We start from the raw sequence: 16,327 nt of genomic DNA on the forward strand, positions 1-16,327 counted from the left end.
CGGTTGTCGCACGGGGCGGGCGGTGGGCGCGCCGCGGGCGGTCGGCGCCGCGGTGGAAAGGACGAAAAAAGGGGCACGGTCGGAATCAAATGCCGGGGTGCCAGCAGGGAGAATCGCGGAAGGAAAGTGCGGCCCGAATGAGGCAGAAGAGGATCTATGTGCGTCGACAGGGCGCCTACCGCCACCCGATCAACACCCGCCCCATCGCATCGACCCCCATGTCGAACAGGTGCGACACGAACGGCACGAGGTTCGGGATCATCAGTTGCACGAGCAACAGCCCGACGATCAGCGTGACGGGAAAGCCGATCTGGTACATGCCGATCTGCGGCGCCGCGCGGTTCAGGATGCCGAGCGCGAGGTTCGCGATCAGCAGCGCCACGACGACCGGCAGCGACAGCAGCAGCCCCATCTCGAACACGGTCGCGCCGAACGCGGCGAGCGTGCGCCAGCCCGGCGCGTGCAGCAGCTCGGCCGACACCGGCAGCGACTGGAACGACGCGGCGAGCGCGGCGAATACCTGCAGGTGGCCGTCCACGGCGAGGAACGCGAGCATCGCGACCGCGTTCAGGAACCGACCCATCGCGGGCGTCGCGCCGTTCGAATGCGGATCGAAGAAGGTCGCGAAGCCGAGCCCCATCGACAGCCCGATGAAGTCGCCGGCCGCTTCGACGGCCGCGAACACGAGCTGCATCGTGAAACCCATCGCGACGCCGATCAGGAACTGCGTGACGAGGATCCAGATGCCCTGCGCGGAGAACACGGTGACGTCCGGCATCGCGCCGAGCGTCGGCGCGACGACCAGCGCCATGAATGCGGCCACGCCGATCTTCACGCGCACCGGCACCGCCGCGTGGCCGACCATGGGCGCCGTCGCGACGAGCGCGAGCATCCGCACGAATGGCCACAGAAAAGCCGTGAGCCAGCCATTGAGCTGCGCGTAGGTGACCGAGAACATTGCGGAAAAAGCGGGCCGGGCGCGCGGCTCAGCCGGCACCGAGCGTCGCGACGTGCAGCAGCGTCTGCCGCAGGTAGTCGAGCATCGTCGTCAGCATCCACGGGCCGGCTATCACGAGCGTTGCGGCGACCGCGAGCAGCTTCGGGATGAACGACAGCGTTGCTTCGTTGATCTGCGTCGCGGCCTGGAACAGGCTCACGACGAGGCCGACCGCGAGCGCGACCAGCAGCAGCGGGGCCGCGAGCAGCAGGCCGACCATCATCGCCTGGTGCGCCAGCGTCATCACTTGTTCGGGCGTCATCGCGCGTGTTCCTCCGCTTAACTGAAGCTCTGCGCGAGCGAGCCGATCAGCAGTTGCCAGCCGTCGACGAGCACGAACAGCATCAGCTTGAACGGCAGCGACACGGTGGACGGCGACACCATCATCATCCCCATCGACATCAGCACGCTCGCGACGACCATGTCGATGATCAGGAACGGGATGAACACCGTGAAGCCGATCTGGAAGCCGGTTTTCAGTTCGCTCGTGACGAACGCGGGCACCAGCAGCGACAGCGGCACGTCCTCGGGGCCCTGCATCGGCGCGGCCTTCGAGATCTTCGCGAACAGCGCGAGATCGGTCTCGCGGGTCTGCTTCAGCATGAAGGTCTTGAACGGCGCAACGCCGCGCTGCACGGCCTGCTCCATCGGCATCGAGCCGTCGGAGAACGGCTTGTAGCCGTCGTTGTACGCGCGGTCGAGCACCGGCGACATCACGAAGAAGGTCAGGAACATCGCGAGGCCGACGAGCACCTGGTTCGGCGGCGTCGTCGCGGTGCCGAGCGCCTGGCGCAGCAGCGACAGCACGATGATGATGCGCGTGAAGCTCGTCATCATCAGCAGCATCGCCGGCAGGAACGACAGCATCGTGAGCAGCAGCATCGTCTGCACGCTCAGCGAATAGGTGGTGCCGCCGTGCGGGCCCGGGCTCGCATTGAACGCGGGCAGGCCGTTCGCCTGCGCGCACGCAAGCGCGGGCGCGAGACAGAGGATCAGCACGGGCACGACACGCGCCGCGTGATGCAGGAATGCGTGTTTCATCGGAGTGCGGAGACGGAAAGAGGGCGCGGCGCCATGTCAGCGGTCCTTGCCGCGCCCGAGGCGTTTCGCGGCTTCGCCCGCGAGCGCGTCGCGAAACCGCGCGCCGAACGTGCCGGGCAGGGTGCCGTCGGACGGGTTGCCGCCGGCGGGCGCGTCGGCCGAGGTCGACCCCGCGGTCGCGGTGGCCGCCACCGAACCGGCCGGCAGCGTATGCAGCAGCCGCACGTTGCCCGGCGCGACGCCGAGCACGAGCCAGGTGTCGCCGATCTCGACGATCGTCGCGCTTTCCTTCGCGCCGAGCCCGACGCTCGACACGACCTTCAGCGGGCCGCCGCGTCGCGCGGGCTGGAAGCCGAAGCGGCGCGCGAGCCATGCGCACGCGAATACGAGGCCGATCACGACCGCGAGCCCGACGAGCGTCTGCAGCACCGCGCCGATGCCGAGCGACGGCACGGCCGAGCCGACCGTCACGCTCGACGCGATCGAACCGGCGTGGTTGACCGCGTTCATGTCGGCGGCGCCGGCCGGCGCGCACGCGAGCGACGCGGCGGCGGCCAGCGCCGCCGCTGCGATCGCGCGGCACACGCGCCAGCCGGGCTTCACGACGTTCATCGATTCAGCTTCCGGATGCGTTCGGCGGGCGTGATGATGTCGGTGAGGCGAATACCGAACTTGTCGTTGACGACCACGACTTCGCCCTGTGCGATCAGGCAGCCGTTCACGAGCACGTCCATCGGCTCGCCGGCCATGCCGTCGAGCTCGACGACCGAGCCCTGCGCGAGCTGCAGCAGGTTGCGGATCGCGATCTTCGTGCGGCCGAGCTCCACCGTCATCTTGACCGGGATGTCGAGGATCATCTCGATGTCGTTGTGCGTCGAGCTCGCCGCGGCCTTCGACAGCGGCTGGAACACGCCGGCGCCCGTGGCGCCCACCTGCACCGGCTGCTCGTTCTGCTCGGCGAGCGCGGCCGCCCAGTCGTCGAGGCCCTGCTCTTCGTCGGCCGCGGCCGGCGCCTTCGCGTCGGCGGCCGACGCCGCGAGGGCCGCATCGGCCATCGCCTGCATGTCGTCGTCGGGCGTCTGGTTCAGCTCACTCATATCCACCTTCCTTCATCGAATCGCTCGCGCCGATCATCTTCTGCACGCGCAACGCATATTGACCATTGAAAATTCCGTAGCCGCATTCCATCACCGGCACGCCGTCGACCTTCGCGGTGATCGTGTCCTCGATCTCCAGCGGCAGCACGTCGCCCGCGCGCAGGTTCAGGATCTTCTCGAACGTCGCCGAGATCTCGGCGAGATTCGCGGTCAGCTCGACCTCGGCGGCCTGCACCTGCTGCGACAGCACGCGCACCCAGCGGCGGTCGACTTCGAGCGCCTCGCCCTGGATCGGCGAGCTGAGCACGTCGCGGATCGGCTCGACCATCGAGTACGGCATGCAGATGTGCAGCGTGCCGCCCGTCGGCCCGAACTCGATCGAGAACTGCGTGACGATCACGATCTCGTTCGGCGTCGCGACGTTCGCGAACTGCGTGTGCATCTCCGAGCGCACGAATTCGAACTGCAGCGGCCGCACGCTCTTCCACGCGGTCGTGTAGTGCTCGAACACGAGGTTCAGCAGCTTGCCGATGATCCGCTGCTCGGTGGCCGTGAAATCGCGGCCCTCGACGCGCGTGTGGAAGCGCCCGTCGCCGCCGAACAGGTTGTCGACGACGAAGAACACGAGGTTCGGGTCGAACACGAACAGCGACGTGCCGCGCAGCGGCTTCACGTGCACCAGGTTCAGGTTCGTCGGGATCGGCAGGTTGCGGGTGAATTCGCTGTACTTCTGCACCTTCACCTGGCTGACGGAGATTTCCGCCGTGCGCCGCATGAAGTTGAAGATGCCGATCCGCAGCAGGCGCGCGAAGCGGTCGTTGATGATCTCGAGGCCGGGCATCCGGCCGCGGACGATCCGCTCCTGCGTCGCGATGTTGTAGGGGCGGACGCCCGATGTGTCGCGCTGCTCGTCGACCGAATCGGTTTCGCCCGTGACGCCCTTGAGGAGGGCATCGACCTCCTCCTGGGACATGAACTCCTGGTGACCCATACGCGCTCCTTTTGCGGCCGCGTTACTGGACGACGAACTCGGTGAACAGCACGTCGTCGACCTTCGCGCGCTGGTTGCCCGGCTGGGTCGGCTGCTCGATCAGCTCCCGCAGCTCCTTCGCGAGCGAACGTTTGCCGTCCGGCGTCGCGAGCTCCTCGGGATGCTTGTTCGACAGCGCGAGCAGGATCCGGCTGCGGATTTCCGGCATCCGCGCGGTCAGTTGCTCCTGCGCCTTCGGGTCGGTGAGCTTCAGCGACAGGCCGACGCGCAGGTAGTGCTGCGCGCCGTCGTCGGACTGCAGGTTCACGGTCAGCGGGTCGAGCGCGAAGAACACCGGCGCGGCAAGCGGCGCCGGCTCGGCGGGCGCGCTCGGATGGCCGACGCCTGCCTTGCCCAGGAACACGTACATGCCGCCGGCGGCGGCGGCAGCCGCGCCCAGCGCGATGACGGCGATGAGCGCGATGCGCTTGAACTTGCCGGAGGAAGCCGGCTTGTCGGCGGTCGGGGTTGCAGTCGTGGCCATGTGAATGCGTGCGTGATGTCTCGTAGCATGCATTGTTCGGCATCCGGGCCGAGGCCGATGGGCGGAAAAGAGGGGGGAATTGCGGCTATCTCAGCCGATTGTCGGCCGGGCGTCGGCGCGATGCGGGGCAGGAACGGCGGGGGGAAACGATCGGGCGGGAGCGGGACGGCGTGCGGCCGGCGGGAACCGGGCTTTCGGGCAAGGAGTGCGGCCGGCGGGCAGCGGTGCCCGCCCGCGCATCCATCGTCAGATCGGCAGCAGCGACAGCAGCGGCGCGATCAGCACCATCGCGACACCCGCGATCATCATCGTCAGGCTCGACACGACGCCTTCCTCGCTGCCGATCTCGCGCGCCTTCGCGGTGCCCACCCCGTGAGCGGCCGCGCCGAACAGCGCGCCGCGCGCGAGCCGCGTGCGCATCGGCACGAGCGCGAGCACCAGTTCGCCGAGCAGCATCCCGCAGATGCCGGTCGCGATCACGAACAGGGCCGTGAGGTCCTTCGGCGCGTGGATCTTGTCCGACACGGCGAGCGCGAACGGCGTCGACACCGAGCGCGTCATCAGCGAGCGTTGCAGCTCGGGCGACAGGTGCAGCAGCTTCGCGAGCAGCAGCGATCCGCACACGCCCGCGCCGATCCCGACCGCGACGCCGACCGACAGCGACAGCCAGTGGCGGCGGATCAGGTCGCGATAGTCGTAGATCGGCACCGCGAACGCGATCGTCGCCGGGCCGAGCAGCCACATCAGCCAGCGCGTGTCGCGGAAATAGACCGAATACGGGATGCCGGTCAGCAGCACGAGCAGCACCAGCACGCCCGGCACGAACACGAGCGGCGAGAACAGCAGCGTCTTCTTGTACGCATAGAGGCGCTTCGACGCGAAATACAGCACGATCGTCAGCACGAAGCAGCCGACGGAGATGGCGGTATTCACCCGGTCGGCGGGCAGGTTCGATAGCGCGGCGAGCATGGAAGGCTCCGGCTCAGTGCGCGATGGCGCTCAGGCGCGCGCGGCGGCGTTCGGCGAACACGCGCTGCACGGCGAGCCGGCGTTCGAGCTTCGCGGCGAGATCGACGGCGACGGCCACCGCGACCATCACGAACGCGGTGCCGGCGAGCATCACCAGCGCGATGCGCCAGCCGTCCTCGCGGAACAGCCCGCCGTACTGCACGGCCGCGACGGCGGCCGGCACGAAGAACAGCAGCATGTCGGACAGCAGCCAGTTCGCGCCGTCCTTCACCCACGCCGGTGCGACGCGGCCCGAGAACAGCAGCACGAGCAGCACCGCGAGGCCGATCACGCCGGACGGAATCGGCAGCCCGACCTTGCGCACGGCCCAGTCGACCGCCATCCACAACACGCCGAGCGCGGTGGCCTGCAGCACGATCCGGCCCGTGTGCGCGAGGCTGCCCGAAGCGGCGGGGCGGGCGGCGGCAGTGGCGGTCGGCTTGTTCATGGCGGGCTCCCTACAGATGTTTCTGTCAATGGAGCAAGTATAGGGTTTCCCCTAACCATAAATAAAATGACTTGTCTCTATCCTTGTCATTCCAATTCGGAATTCGCGTTGAATTCAGCTGCACCAATCTGGGGAGTGATCGATGGAATTGCGCGCGCTGCGGTACTTCGTCGAGGTGGTTCGCCAGCAGAGCTTCACCGCGGCGGCCGACAAGCTGTTCGTCACGCAGCCGACCATCAGCAAGATGGTGAAGGCGCTGGAAGACGAGATCGGTTCGCCGCTGCTGCTGCGCGACGGCCGGCAGATGGTGCTGACCGACGCCGGGCGGATCGTGTTCCAGCGCGGCCAGGACGTGCTCGCCGCGCAGGCGCAGCTGCAGTCGGAGCTGAACGATCTCGGCACGCTCGGACGCGGCGAGCTGACGATCGGCATCCCGCCGCTCGGCGGTTCGCTGTTCACGCCGATCATCGCCGCGTACAAGCAGCGCTACCCGAACATCGAGCTGAAGCTGTTCGAGCAGGGCGCGCGGATGATCGAGGCGGCGCTGATGTCGGGCGAGCTGGAACTCGGCGGGCTGCTGGAGCCGGTCGATCCCGGCACGTTCGAGCGACTGCCGATGGTGCGCGCGCCGCTGTGGCTCGTCGCGCCCCGCGAGTCGCGCTGGGAGGACCACGCGGCCGTGCCGCTCGCCGATCTCGCGCGGGAATCGTTCGTGTTCTATGCGGAAAGCCTCGCGCTGCACGACGCGGTGCTGGATGCGTGCCGGCAAGCCGGTTTCACGCCGTCGATCGTGAGCCGCAGCGGCCACTGGGATTTCATGGCCGCGCTCGTGCATGCGGGCGTCGGCATCGCGCTGCTGCCCGAGCCGTATTGCCGGCGGCTCGACGCGAGCCAGTTCACGTGCCGGCCGATCGTCGAGCCGGAAATCACGTGGGCGATCGCGCTCGGCTGGCTGAAGAAGGGCTACCTGTCGCACGCGGCGCGCGCGTGGCTCGACGTCGCGCGGGCGACGCTGCCGCTCGCGCCGGCCGACGATCTGGCGTTTGGAGGATTGCGGGCGCGGGAGTGAGGCCGATGCCCGACGCAATCAGACGTGTGTGATCGGGCCCGGATAGCGCGCGACGGTTTGGTCGTGCGTGAGCAGCGTGACGCCCTCCGAGATCGCCTGGGCGACCAGAAGACGGTCAAACGGATCGCGATGGATCGACGGCAGTTGTTCGACCGCGAGTGCATGCGCGCTCGTGATCGGCAATTCCACGTAGCCGGCATCAAGAAGATTGCGGCGGAGCACGTTTGGGTCCACCTGGAAATCGTCGCGATCCAATCCACGCCTGATGACGATCTCCCAGAGGCTCGCAACGCTGAAAAGCGGTGTATAGGCGGGATCGTCGATCAGTGTGCTGGCGCGGGCGGGCAGCTCGGCTGCACCGGCTGCCGCCCACAGAAGCAAGTGTGTGTCGAGCAGCAACTTCATGCGTCACCCTCGAACAGCTTGCCGATTTCGTCGCCGCCCATTGTGTCGAAATCGTCCGGGACGCGGATCTGCCCCTTCATGAAACCGATCCGGCTCGGCCGGACCGGCTCCGGCGCATTGATCGGAACCACCTTGACGAGCGGCTTGCCGGCTTTTGCGATTACGAACGGTTCGCCGGCATGCACGGCTTCGTCGATCAGACGCGACAGATTCGTTTTTGCGTCATGCATGTTATAGGTATGCATCACGTCCCCCAATTGAACTAAGTTCACTGAAATTATTGGCTTAGTTCAATCCGACAATCCACGCAAGGCGAGCACGTAGCCCGAAAGTACCGTCTCCAGTCCTGCGCCCTCAATGCCCCATCGCCGGCCCCGCGCCCTTCTTCGGCTTCGTGATCCACACGAGCGCCGCGAGCGCGATGAACATCACCGCCGACAGGTGGAAGAAGTCGTTGGTCGCCATCATGAAGCCCTGCTGCGTGACGAGCTGGTTCAGCTGCGCATTGGCCGTCTGCCCGACGATGCCGAGCTGTGCGAGCGCGCCCTGGTAGTCGGTCGTGTTCTGCGCGTAGACGCTCACCGATTCCGACAGCCGCGCATGATGGTAGATCGCGTCGTTCTCCCAGAACGTCGAGCTGGCCGCGGTGCCGATCGCGCCGGACAGCGTGCGCAGGAAGTTCGACAGCCCCGACGCGCTCGCGAGCCGCTCGTCGGAGATGCTCGACAGCGTGATCGTCGTCATCGGCACGAAGAAGCACGCGACGCCGATGCCCTGCACGAGCCGCGGCAGGATCACGTGGTTGAACGGCACGTCGAGCGTAAACGTCGCGTTCCACAGCGACACGCCCGCGAACACGATGAACGCGAAGCTCGCGACCATCCGCAGGTCGAGCCGGTGCATGTTGCGCCCGATCAACGGCGACAGCACGAGCGCGAGCAGCCCGACCGGCGCGGTCGCGAGGCCGGCCTTGCCGGCCGTGTAGCCCATCACCGTCTGCAGCCACAGCGGGAAGATCACGACCGAGCCGAAAAACGCCATGAAGCCGAACGAGATGATCAGCGCGCCGAGCGCGAAGTTGCGGTCCTTGAAGAGCGTGAGGTCGACCACCGGCTCCTTCTCGGTCGCCTCCCACACGAGCATGAACGCGAGCGACACGACCGCGATCAGCGCGAGCGCGACGATGAACGACGAGTTGAACCAGTCGCGGTCCTTGCCGAGGTCGAGCATCATCTGCAGGCACGACACGCCGATCACGAGCAGCGCGAGGCCGATCGCGTCGATCCGCTGCTTCGACGTCTTCGTCTCGCGGCCGCGCAGCAGGAAGTACGCGCAGGTCGCCGAGAACACGCCGATCGGCAGGTTGATGTAGAAGATCCACGGCCACGTGTAGTTGTCGCTGATCCAGCCGCCCAGCAACGGGCCGAAGATCGGCGCGACGATCACCGTCATCGCCCATAGCCCGAGCGCGAGCCCGCGTTTCGCGGGCGGGTAGCTGCGCATCAGGATCGTTTGCGACAGCGGCACCATCGGCCCCGACACGAGGCCCTGCAGCAGCCGGAACGCGATCAGCGTCTCGAAGTTGGTCGCGAGGCCGCACAGCGCGGACGCAATCGTGAACGCGAGCACCGACAGCGTGAACAGCCGCACCTCGCCGACCCGCCGCGCGAGCCAGCCGGTCAGCGGCACCGCGATCGCGGATGCGACCGAGTACGACGAAATCACCCACGTGCCTTCGCTCGTCGCGACGCCGAGGCTGCCCGAGATGGTCGGCACCGCGACGTTCGCGATCGACGTGTCGAGCACTTCCATGAAGGTGCCGAGCGCGAGCCCGACGGTCAGCAGCGCGAGCGCGCCGCCGGTCAGCGGCGCCGGTTCGGCGGCGGGGGCGGATGCCGTGGTGGCGGACATCGGGATCTCCTAGACGCGGCGCGCGCAACGCGCCGGCGCAACGCACGGGCGCGCGACGCAGCGCGGCCCGGCCGGGTGGAATGAAAAAGGGGAAAAGCGGAGCGCGTGCCTCGTCATCTTCTGCCCAGACAGAGAAATAAGCGACTGTTTAAACCTGGACATGGGGTCTCCGCACGCATCAGCAGTCAGGTTCGTCGGGCGTCGGGCAGCCGGTCGAACCGGGCCCGTTGGCGATGAAGCGTTGCAGCAGGCCGATGAGCGTCGCGAGTTCGTCGGCCGAGAAGCCTTCGAGCTGCGCGTTCAGCACGGTCGCGACCAGCGACGGCAGCGCGCGGGCGGCTTCGATGCCGCGCTCGGTCAGCGTCAGCTCGATCATCCGGCGGTCCTGCTCGCTGCGCGCACGCGCGATCAGCCCCTTGCGTTCGAGCCGATCGAGCATGCGCGTCATCGACCCGCTGTCGTACGACATCTTGCGCGACAGCTCGAACGGCGTACGCGCGTAGCCGCGCGACAGCAGCAGGATCACGCCGATCTGCTGCGCGGTGAGGTCGAGCGGCTCGAGCGCGCGATCCATCCGCTCGACGAGCGCCTGCTTCGCCTTCGACAGGTAATAGCCGAGGCTCGTTTCCAGCGCGATGTTCTCGGGATCGTAGAGGCCGCCGGTCATACGATTGCGCGCGCAGCAATAGTGCGTTTCGGGTTTGAACGCGCCCAGTATCTTGAAAAATGATTGCTTAGTCAATATTATTTGAGTCAACCAGTTACGACGTGCATGTTGCACTGCCGGAGACGATGTTCTGACCGATTGGCCCGCGCTGCCGGGCACCCCGAGGATGTTCGCGATGCTGTTCCTGAAAAATGCCGCCGGCGCGCTGCGCCGCAACCTGACCGATACCGCTCATCATGTGTTCTCCGGGCCGCACCGCGGCTGGAAGATCGCGCTGTACGTGACGATGCTGGTCGTGCCTGGCGGCTCGCTCGCGGCGCTCGGGTTCGCATGGTTCGATCATCGCCGGCAGCGCAACGCGAAGGGCGGCGCCCGCCGCACGAGCCAGCCGGCCGCAACCGAGCCGTCGACATGGCGGGCCGCCGCCGAGCCCGTCCCGGTGCCCGCGCGCTGCCACTGACGTCGCAGCGCTCTCACGCTCCACACCATCCCGCCTGATCGCCGGCCGCGTCACGCGTGACCGGCGTCGTATGCCCGGTCGCACGTCCGTTTTCCCGCAAGCGAGCCGTAATGGCCGGTAAACCGGCCGGCCGCGCCGGTAACACATCCGGGCCGCCGTGCACCGTACCCTTAGGGCTGCGCAGCTTTCCCGCCGTCAGTTACCATTTGTCCGCCAGCGGCACGACGACCGCATCGCGCGACGCCGCTCGCCGGCCGTCACGCCCAGACAGGAAAACCACCATGCCGTACGCCCCCCTCCCGCGCGCCGTTCGCCCGCTGAGCGCCGCCGTCGCCATTGCGACGGCCGTGCTGCTCGCCGGCTGCGCCGTCGGGCCCGACTATCACCGGCCCGACACGTCGATCCCCGCCGCCTTCAAGGAAGCGCCGGCCGGCTGGAAAGTCGCGCAGCCCGCCGATCGTGCCGACCGCGGCGCCTGGTGGACGGTCTACAACGATCGGCAGCTCGATGCGCTGATCGGCAAGCTCAACGCGTCGAACCAGACCATCGCGCAATCGGCGGCCGCCTACCGGCAGGCGCGCGCGCTCGTCACCGAGGCGCGCGCCGCGTATTTCCCGACCGTCGGGCTGACTGCATCGGGCTCGCGCGCGCGGTCGCCGCGCACGTCGCTGTCGTCGGGTTCGTCGTCGAATTTCGGCAGCGGGTCGACCGGGTCGATCAACAACAGCTACAGCGTCGGCCTCGACGCCAGCTGGGAACCCGACCTGTGGGGCAAGGTGAGCCGCACCGTCAGCGCGCAGCGCGCCGGCGAAGCGGCCGCCGCGGCCGATCTCGCGAACGCGCGGCTGTCGCAGCAGGCGCTGCTCGCGCAGACCTATTTCCAGTTGCGCACGTCCGATGCGCTGCAACAGCTGCTCGACGACACCGTGAAGTCGTACGAACGCTCGCTGCAGCTCACGCAGAACCAGTACGCGCAGGGCGTCGCCGCGCGCGCGGACGTGATCCAGGCGCAGACGCAACTGCAGAGCGCGCAGGCCGCGCAGATCGACAACGGCGTCGCCCGCGCGCAGTACGAGCATGCGATCGCGACGCTGATCGGCGAGCCCGCGTCGACCTTCTCGCTGCCGCCGACCCCGCTCGCGGCCGAGCCGCCGATCACGCCGGTCGACGTGCCGTCCACGATCCTCGAGCGCCGGCCCGACGTCGCGGCGGCCGAGCGCCGCGCGGCGGCCGCGAACGAGCAGATCGGCGTCGCGATCGCCGCGTTCTTCCCCACGCTGACGCTGTCGGCCACCGGCGGCTTCCAGAGCTCGGTGTGGTCGCAGCTGTTCACGCTGCCGGCGCGCTTCTGGACGGTCGGCCCGCAGCTCGCGGCCACGCTGTTCGACGCGGGGCTGCGCGCCGCGCAGACCGACGCCGCGCGCGCGACCTACGACCAGGACGTCGCCGCCTATCGCCTCGCGGTGCTGACCGCGTTTCAGGACGTCGAGGACAACCTTGCGTCGCAGCGGATCCTCGCGCAGGAAATCGACGTGCAGCGGCAGGCCGTCGACAGCGCCGAGCACGCGCTCGCGATCGTCACGAACCAGTACAAGGCGGGCACGGTCGCGTATCTGAACGTACTGAACGCGCAAACCACCGCGTTCACCGCGCAGCAGAAGCTCGCGACGATCGCCGGGCAGCGGATGGTGTCGTCGGTCGGGCTCGTGAAGGCGCTCGGCGGCGGCTGGGACGTGTCGGCGATGGCCCGCGAGAACGGCGACATGGCGGCGCCGGTGCCGGCGTCCGGTGCGGCCGCGCCCGCGGCTACCGCACCGTCGGTCGCTGCGCCGCTCGCGCAGAAGTAGGCAGGGAAGCGGGCGACGCGCGCAATCAGCGCTGCGCGTCGCCGAAGATCAGCGAAACCTGGTTGTTGCCGATCGGGTGGCCGAGCAGATTCAGCAGCCCGGCGAGGTTCGCCTGCTGCTCGGGCGCCGCATGCGCGGTCCCGCGAAACGATCCCTGGCCGGGGCCGAAGCTGCCGTGCCCGTCGAGAAACAGCGGGCCCTGCGTCGTCGACAGGTCGAGATCGGCGCCCGCGCCCTTCGCCTGCAATACCGCGCGGTACGAACCGAGCGGCTTCACGCGCGACACGCGCGAACTCATCGAATCGATCGTCACCGTCAACTGGCCGAACGCGTTGTTGCCGATGAGCCGCCAGTCGCTCCAGCCGAGCCGCACGTCGCCCTGCAGGTCGAGCGTGTTGAACGGCGTGCCGAGCCCCGCGAGCAGCGACGCGGGCACCGCCATCGTGCCCGCCGACAGCACCGCGCCGCGCCACGTCGCATCGAGCGTGACCGCATCGGGCATCGCTTCCGTCTGCCGCAGGCGCATCTGCACGCGCCCGGTCAGCAGCGGCCAGAAGCGCGTGGTCCATTCGACCCGTCCCGGCAGCAGCGTCGCCGCGCTCTGGTCGGCGCCCGGCGCGAGCATCAGCGTGCCCGAGCCGTGCCACAGCGACCCGTCCGGATCGACGAGATTCACGTGACCGCCGGTCGCCCGCGCGAACTGCGGCGCGATCCACGCGGCCGGCGCGAGCGCGACGAGCGTCACCGCCGTCGCCACGCCGCCCGCCAGCACCCATGGCAACACGGCGACGAGCCGTCTCGCCCACGGCCGCATCGGCCGGCCTTCGTTTGCGTCATCCACTGCGGTCATCTATTTCTGGACGGAAGGCTGCATCACGGCCGTCAGGTCCACCTGGCCGTCTTCCTTCAGCGCCGTGGCATGCGCTTCGCCGACCTGCACCTTGAACTGCCGGCGCGCATCGTCGAGCCACTGGGTCCATGCCGGGAACGACACGTTCTTCATCTGGATCTGCACGCCATTGCCGACGATCTGCACCTGCGCGCCCTGCAGCCCGTGATCGGACAGCGACGCGGTCAGCGCATCCTTCAGCGCGAGGCCGGTCGGCGCGACGCCCTGCGCGGCAGCCGACAGCGATTTCGCCTCGTTCGCCTGCGCGGTCATCTGCGCGAGTTCGTGACGCATCGTCGGCAGCGCGCGCTGGATTCGCGCACGGCCTTCCTGCGCGGGCGACCACAGCACCGAATACGCGATCGCGACGGCCAGCACGGCGCCGCCCCAGCCGAGCAGCATCTTCTCGCGCGGCGAGCGCTCGCCCCAGAACTGGGCCAGCGTCTGGTTCAGTTGTTCGGTTTTCATGAGCGGCTCCGGATCGTCCATTTGCCCGTGTTGCTGTCGACTTCGCCGGACAGTCCGTTACGCGCGAGGCGCTGCGTGAAATCGGGATCGACCTTGACCTCCGGCTTGAAGCCGACGTCGAGCCGCCGGTCGTGATAGTCGAGCGACGCGATGCCATTCAGCGGCAGCGCACCCATCGAGCGCGCCAGGCCGCTCGACAGCGCGAGGAAATCATTCGGCGACAGCTCGCCGGCAGCCAGCCGAAGCTGGTCGAGCTGGCGTTGCATCTGCGCGGGCGGGTCGAGCACGGTGGTCGTCTTCGGAAAGGCAGACAGCAGCGTCTCGGTGATCTGCGCGGACAGCGCATCGCGCTCGCGCGACAGCTTCCACCAGTGCACGTTCATCCCGATCACCGCGACGCCGAGCGTCGCCGCGGCGAGCGCGATCGGCACGCGCAGGCGCTTGAGCGTCGCGCGGTCGAAGCGCCACGGCTGCGATTCGAACTCGAATTGGCACAGATCGAATTTCTCGGTCAGCGCCCGGCGCGCGAACGTATCGAACGACAGCGGCGCGGCGCCCGGCAGCAGCGGCGCGTCCGTGCGGCCGACCGACGCGAGCCGCGGCTCCGCGCCCGGCTCACCGAGTTCGTACAGCTCGATGTCGCCGCCGCCCGCGAGCGCGGCCAGCGTGCCGGCGGCGCGCGACGCGGGCGCCGCGAAGCCTTCGCCGAGCGCACCGCGCGCGACCGCCAGCTCGAGGCGCGGTGCACCGGCCGCGGCCGGCAGCGCGCCGGCTTCGACGAGCACCGGCTCGACCGCCGTCGCGAGCCCGAGCACCGCGGCGACCGTCGCCGGGCGGGCAGCCGGCTCGGCGACGTCCGCGACGAGCGCGGCGGCGTCGGCGGGCTCGCCGTCGGCCGGCACGGCGGATGCGGCGTCGGCCGACGCGCGCGGCGCCGGCAGGCAGCGGGTCGCGGGCACCGCGCTCAGGTGCCGGTGGCCGGCCGCGGTAAACGCGTCGCAGATCGTGCGGAACCACGCGCGATCGACGACAGCCAGCACGCGGCGCCCGTCGGGCAGCGGGGCCGGATCGAGCGCGATATGGCAGCCGAGCGGATCCTGGATCAGCTGATCCTCGACGATGTTGGGCAGGGCCTGGCGCAGCTTCGGCCCCTTCAGCGGCGGCACGGTCGCGGCCAGCAGCAGCACGTCGCGCGCGGCGACGATCAGCACCGTCGCGTTCGCGCGCGGCAGCAGCGCGAGCGCGGCGCGGCCCGCGCGCTGCACGTGGCCGGCCTTGTCGACGAGCGTGAACGGCAGCTCGGGCCACTGCCATTCCTGCAACGGCACGGCAGGCTCGCGCGGCGGCAAAGAAACAATCAACGTGCTCACAAGAGCTCCTCTCCCGATTGGCGTCGTTATAGCTGGTCGCGGATGCGCACGACCCGCGTCGAGTGCGTGGTCGGATCACGATACACGAGCGAGGTGCGATCGACCTCCGCGCGTTCGTGCTGGATCCGGCCATGCACGATGAAATAGCTCGAATTGACGTCGACGAGGCTCGAGTCGATCGTCACGTTCGGCGGCGCGCCGGCGCCGCGCAGCGCGAGCTGCACGTCGCCGACGTTGCGGAAAAACACCGTCTCGCGGCGCGCCACGAGCGCCTGCGCGGACGACACGCTCATCCCAGGTATCAGCGCGGCGATCACTTCGGCCGGCGCGGTGTTCATGTTCACGGGCGTCGTGGTCGGCAGCACGGTGACGAACGGGCGCAGCCGCGCGACCATCTCCGGCGTCACGCCGTCGACGTCGAGCAGGCTCTCGACGCGCGTCATCATCAGCGGCGCGGGCCCGCGGTCGCCGCCGGCCATCCCCGGATCGTCGGTGAAGCCGCTGCCCTGCATGTCGCCGCTCGTCACCGGTGCGGTCGCGGCGGTCGCGGCGGTCCCGCCGCCGCCGGGCAGGTTCGGCATCTGGAACCGCGTGGCCGAATGCAGCAGCCCCGCACGCACCTGCAGCGCGATGCGCTTCGCGAATGCGCTGTCGTAGCCGAGCGTCGTCAGCAGGCGCTGGAACGCCTGCATCTGCGTGACGTTCAGCTGCAGCACGCCGGGCGCCGGCGACGACACGAGGTTGCGCAGGTTGAACTTCGCCTGCGCATCCTCGATCGAGCCGGACAGATAGGTGTCTTCGGCGTCCGTGTCGTTGGGCGCGCCGATGCGGCCGAGGAAATCCGACAGCTTCGTCTTCGCGATCGGCACGCCCCAGATCCCGCCGAGATACGTGATGCCGGGCGCCGTATCGCCTTCGGAGCGCAGGATCATCCGCGTCCAGTCGAGCGCGCCGCGCGCGACCCACTGTGCCTGCGCGATTACCCGCTGGTTCTCGATGCGGCGAATCTGCACCTGCTGGCGCCACAGCATCCCCGACACGAGGATCGCCGACAGCGCGACCACGAGCAGCGCGGTGATGATCGCGGCGCCGCGCTGGCGGCGGGCCCGGATTCGACGGGAAGGGCGCGCACGCAT

At 68.9% G+C, this 16,327-nt stretch carries 20 protein-coding genes; 3 read left to right on the top strand and 17 right to left on the bottom strand.

What is annotated here, in order from left to right; genetic code table 11:
• Positions 1-175 precede the first annotated feature (175 nt).
• The 9 genes from fliR to KR541_RS00210 all read right to left on the bottom strand — a co-directional run bounded on the left by fliR (position 176) and on the right by KR541_RS00210 (position 6,105).
• Positions 176-958, bottom strand: a complete 783-nt coding sequence (gene fliR / locus KR541_RS00170; RefSeq protein ID WP_050015736.1) for a flagellar biosynthetic protein FliR — start codon at positions 956-958, stop codon at positions 176-178.
• A 28-nt stretch (positions 959-986) separates the two neighbouring features.
• Positions 987-1,259 carry a flagellar biosynthesis protein FliQ gene (fliQ, locus tag KR541_RS00175; RefSeq protein WP_006401718.1) on the bottom strand — a complete coding sequence of 91 codons (273 nt, stop codon included), beginning with the start codon at positions 1,257-1,259 and terminating at the stop codon, positions 987-989.
• A 17-nt stretch (positions 1,260-1,276) separates the two neighbouring features.
• Complete coding sequence (gene fliP, locus KR541_RS00180; RefSeq protein ID WP_124638057.1) at positions 1,277-2,038, bottom strand: flagellar type III secretion system pore protein FliP; 762 nt, start codon at positions 2,036-2,038, stop codon at positions 1,277-1,279.
• A gap of 36 nt (positions 2,039-2,074) precedes the next feature.
• A complete protein-coding gene (gene fliO, locus KR541_RS00185) occupies positions 2,075-2,650 on the bottom strand; it encodes a flagellar biosynthetic protein FliO (protein WP_050015740.1) in 576 nt (191 codons plus the stop codon).
• Positions 2,647-3,135, bottom strand: a complete 489-nt coding sequence (gene fliN / locus KR541_RS00190) for a flagellar motor switch protein FliN (RefSeq protein ID WP_175977263.1) — start codon at positions 3,133-3,135, stop codon at positions 2,647-2,649. Before fliN ends, fliO begins: the two co-directional genes overlap by 4 nt.
• On the bottom strand, positions 3,128-4,126 hold the full coding sequence (gene fliM / locus KR541_RS00195; protein ID WP_050015744.1) for a flagellar motor switch protein FliM: 999 nt from the start codon (positions 4,124-4,126) through the stop codon (positions 3,128-3,130). Before fliM ends, fliN begins: the two co-directional genes overlap by 8 nt.
• Positions 4,127-4,148: 22 nt before the next feature.
• Positions 4,149-4,649, bottom strand: a complete 501-nt coding sequence (gene fliL / locus KR541_RS00200; protein ID WP_179233119.1) for a flagellar basal body-associated protein FliL — start codon at positions 4,647-4,649, stop codon at positions 4,149-4,151.
• Positions 4,650-4,895: 246 nt separating this feature from the next.
• Positions 4,896-5,618, bottom strand: coding sequence for an LrgB family protein (locus KR541_RS00205; protein WP_050015748.1), 723 nt, complete (start codon positions 5,616-5,618; stop codon positions 4,896-4,898).
• Between the two features lie 13 nt (positions 5,619-5,631).
• A complete protein-coding gene (locus KR541_RS00210) occupies positions 5,632-6,105 on the bottom strand; it encodes a CidA/LrgA family protein (protein WP_050015750.1) in 474 nt (157 codons plus the stop codon).
• Between the two features lie 142 nt (positions 6,106-6,247).
• Here KR541_RS00210 and KR541_RS00215 point away from each other — a divergent pair, with 142 nt between their 5' ends.
• Positions 6,248-7,174: a LysR family transcriptional regulator gene (locus tag KR541_RS00215; RefSeq protein ID WP_089488012.1), complete on the top strand. Its 927-nt coding sequence runs from the start codon at positions 6,248-6,250 to the stop codon at positions 7,172-7,174.
• An 18-nt stretch (positions 7,175-7,192) separates the two neighbouring features.
• On the opposite strand, the gene KR541_RS00220 is transcribed toward KR541_RS00215, so the two are convergent.
• The 4 genes from KR541_RS00220 to KR541_RS00235 all read right to left on the bottom strand — a co-directional run bounded on the left by KR541_RS00220 (position 7,193) and on the right by KR541_RS00235 (position 10,157).
• Positions 7,193-7,579, bottom strand: a complete 387-nt coding sequence (locus tag KR541_RS00220; RefSeq protein ID WP_050015753.1) for a type II toxin-antitoxin system VapC family toxin — start codon at positions 7,577-7,579, stop codon at positions 7,193-7,195.
• Positions 7,576-7,824, bottom strand: a complete 249-nt coding sequence (locus tag KR541_RS00225) for a type II toxin-antitoxin system Phd/YefM family antitoxin (RefSeq protein ID WP_089488013.1) — start codon at positions 7,822-7,824, stop codon at positions 7,576-7,578. Before KR541_RS00225 ends, KR541_RS00220 begins: the two co-directional genes overlap by 4 nt.
• Before the next feature lie 109 nt (positions 7,825-7,933).
• Positions 7,934-9,490, bottom strand: a complete 1,557-nt coding sequence (locus KR541_RS00230; protein ID WP_050015755.1) for a DHA2 family efflux MFS transporter permease subunit — start codon at positions 9,488-9,490, stop codon at positions 7,934-7,936.
• Positions 9,491-9,668: 178 nt separating this feature from the next.
• The gene (locus KR541_RS00235) at positions 9,669-10,157 is read right to left on the bottom strand and encodes a MarR family winged helix-turn-helix transcriptional regulator (protein WP_050015756.1); all 489 of its coding nucleotides are present in this window, start codon (positions 10,155-10,157) and stop codon (positions 9,669-9,671) included.
• Between the two features lie 175 nt (positions 10,158-10,332).
• Here KR541_RS00235 and KR541_RS00240 point away from each other — a divergent pair, with 175 nt between their 5' ends.
• Both KR541_RS00240 and KR541_RS00245 read left to right on the top strand, forming a co-directional pair.
• Positions 10,333-10,617 (top strand): multidrug ABC transporter ATPase, encoded by a 285-nt coding sequence (locus tag KR541_RS00240; RefSeq protein WP_089488069.1) that lies wholly within the window; start codon positions 10,333-10,335, stop codon positions 10,615-10,617.
• A gap of 281 nt (positions 10,618-10,898) precedes the next feature.
• Positions 10,899-12,464, top strand: coding sequence for an efflux transporter outer membrane subunit (locus tag KR541_RS00245; RefSeq protein ID WP_050015760.1), 1,566 nt, complete (start codon positions 10,899-10,901; stop codon positions 12,462-12,464).
• Positions 12,465-12,489: 25 nt separating this feature from the next.
• On the opposite strand, the gene KR541_RS00250 is transcribed toward KR541_RS00245, so the two are convergent.
• The 4 genes from KR541_RS00250 to gspK are packed head-to-tail and all read right to left on the bottom strand — an operon-like array spanning position 12,490 to position 16,327.
• On the bottom strand, positions 12,490-13,278 hold the full coding sequence (locus KR541_RS00250; protein WP_050015762.1) for a type II secretion system protein N: 789 nt from the start codon (positions 13,276-13,278) through the stop codon (positions 12,490-12,492).
• 36 nt (positions 13,279-13,314) lie between these two features.
• The gene (gene gspM, locus KR541_RS00255; protein ID WP_050015768.1) at positions 13,315-13,821 is read right to left on the bottom strand and encodes a type II secretion system protein GspM; all 507 of its coding nucleotides are present in this window, start codon (positions 13,819-13,821) and stop codon (positions 13,315-13,317) included.
• A complete protein-coding gene (gspL, locus tag KR541_RS00260) occupies positions 13,818-15,191 on the bottom strand; it encodes a type II secretion system protein GspL (RefSeq protein WP_060733867.1) in 1,374 nt (457 codons plus the stop codon). The genes gspM and gspL overlap by 4 nt, the downstream gene beginning before the upstream one ends.
• Positions 15,192-15,217: 26 nt before the next feature.
• The gene (gene gspK / locus KR541_RS00265; protein ID WP_089488071.1) at positions 15,218-16,327 is read right to left on the bottom strand and encodes a type II secretion system minor pseudopilin GspK; all 1,110 of its coding nucleotides are present in this window, start codon (positions 16,325-16,327) and stop codon (positions 15,218-15,220) included.

The organism is Burkholderia sola (assembly GCF_905400185.1).
Lineage (GTDB): Bacteria > Pseudomonadota > Gammaproteobacteria > Burkholderiales > Burkholderiaceae > Burkholderia > Burkholderia sola.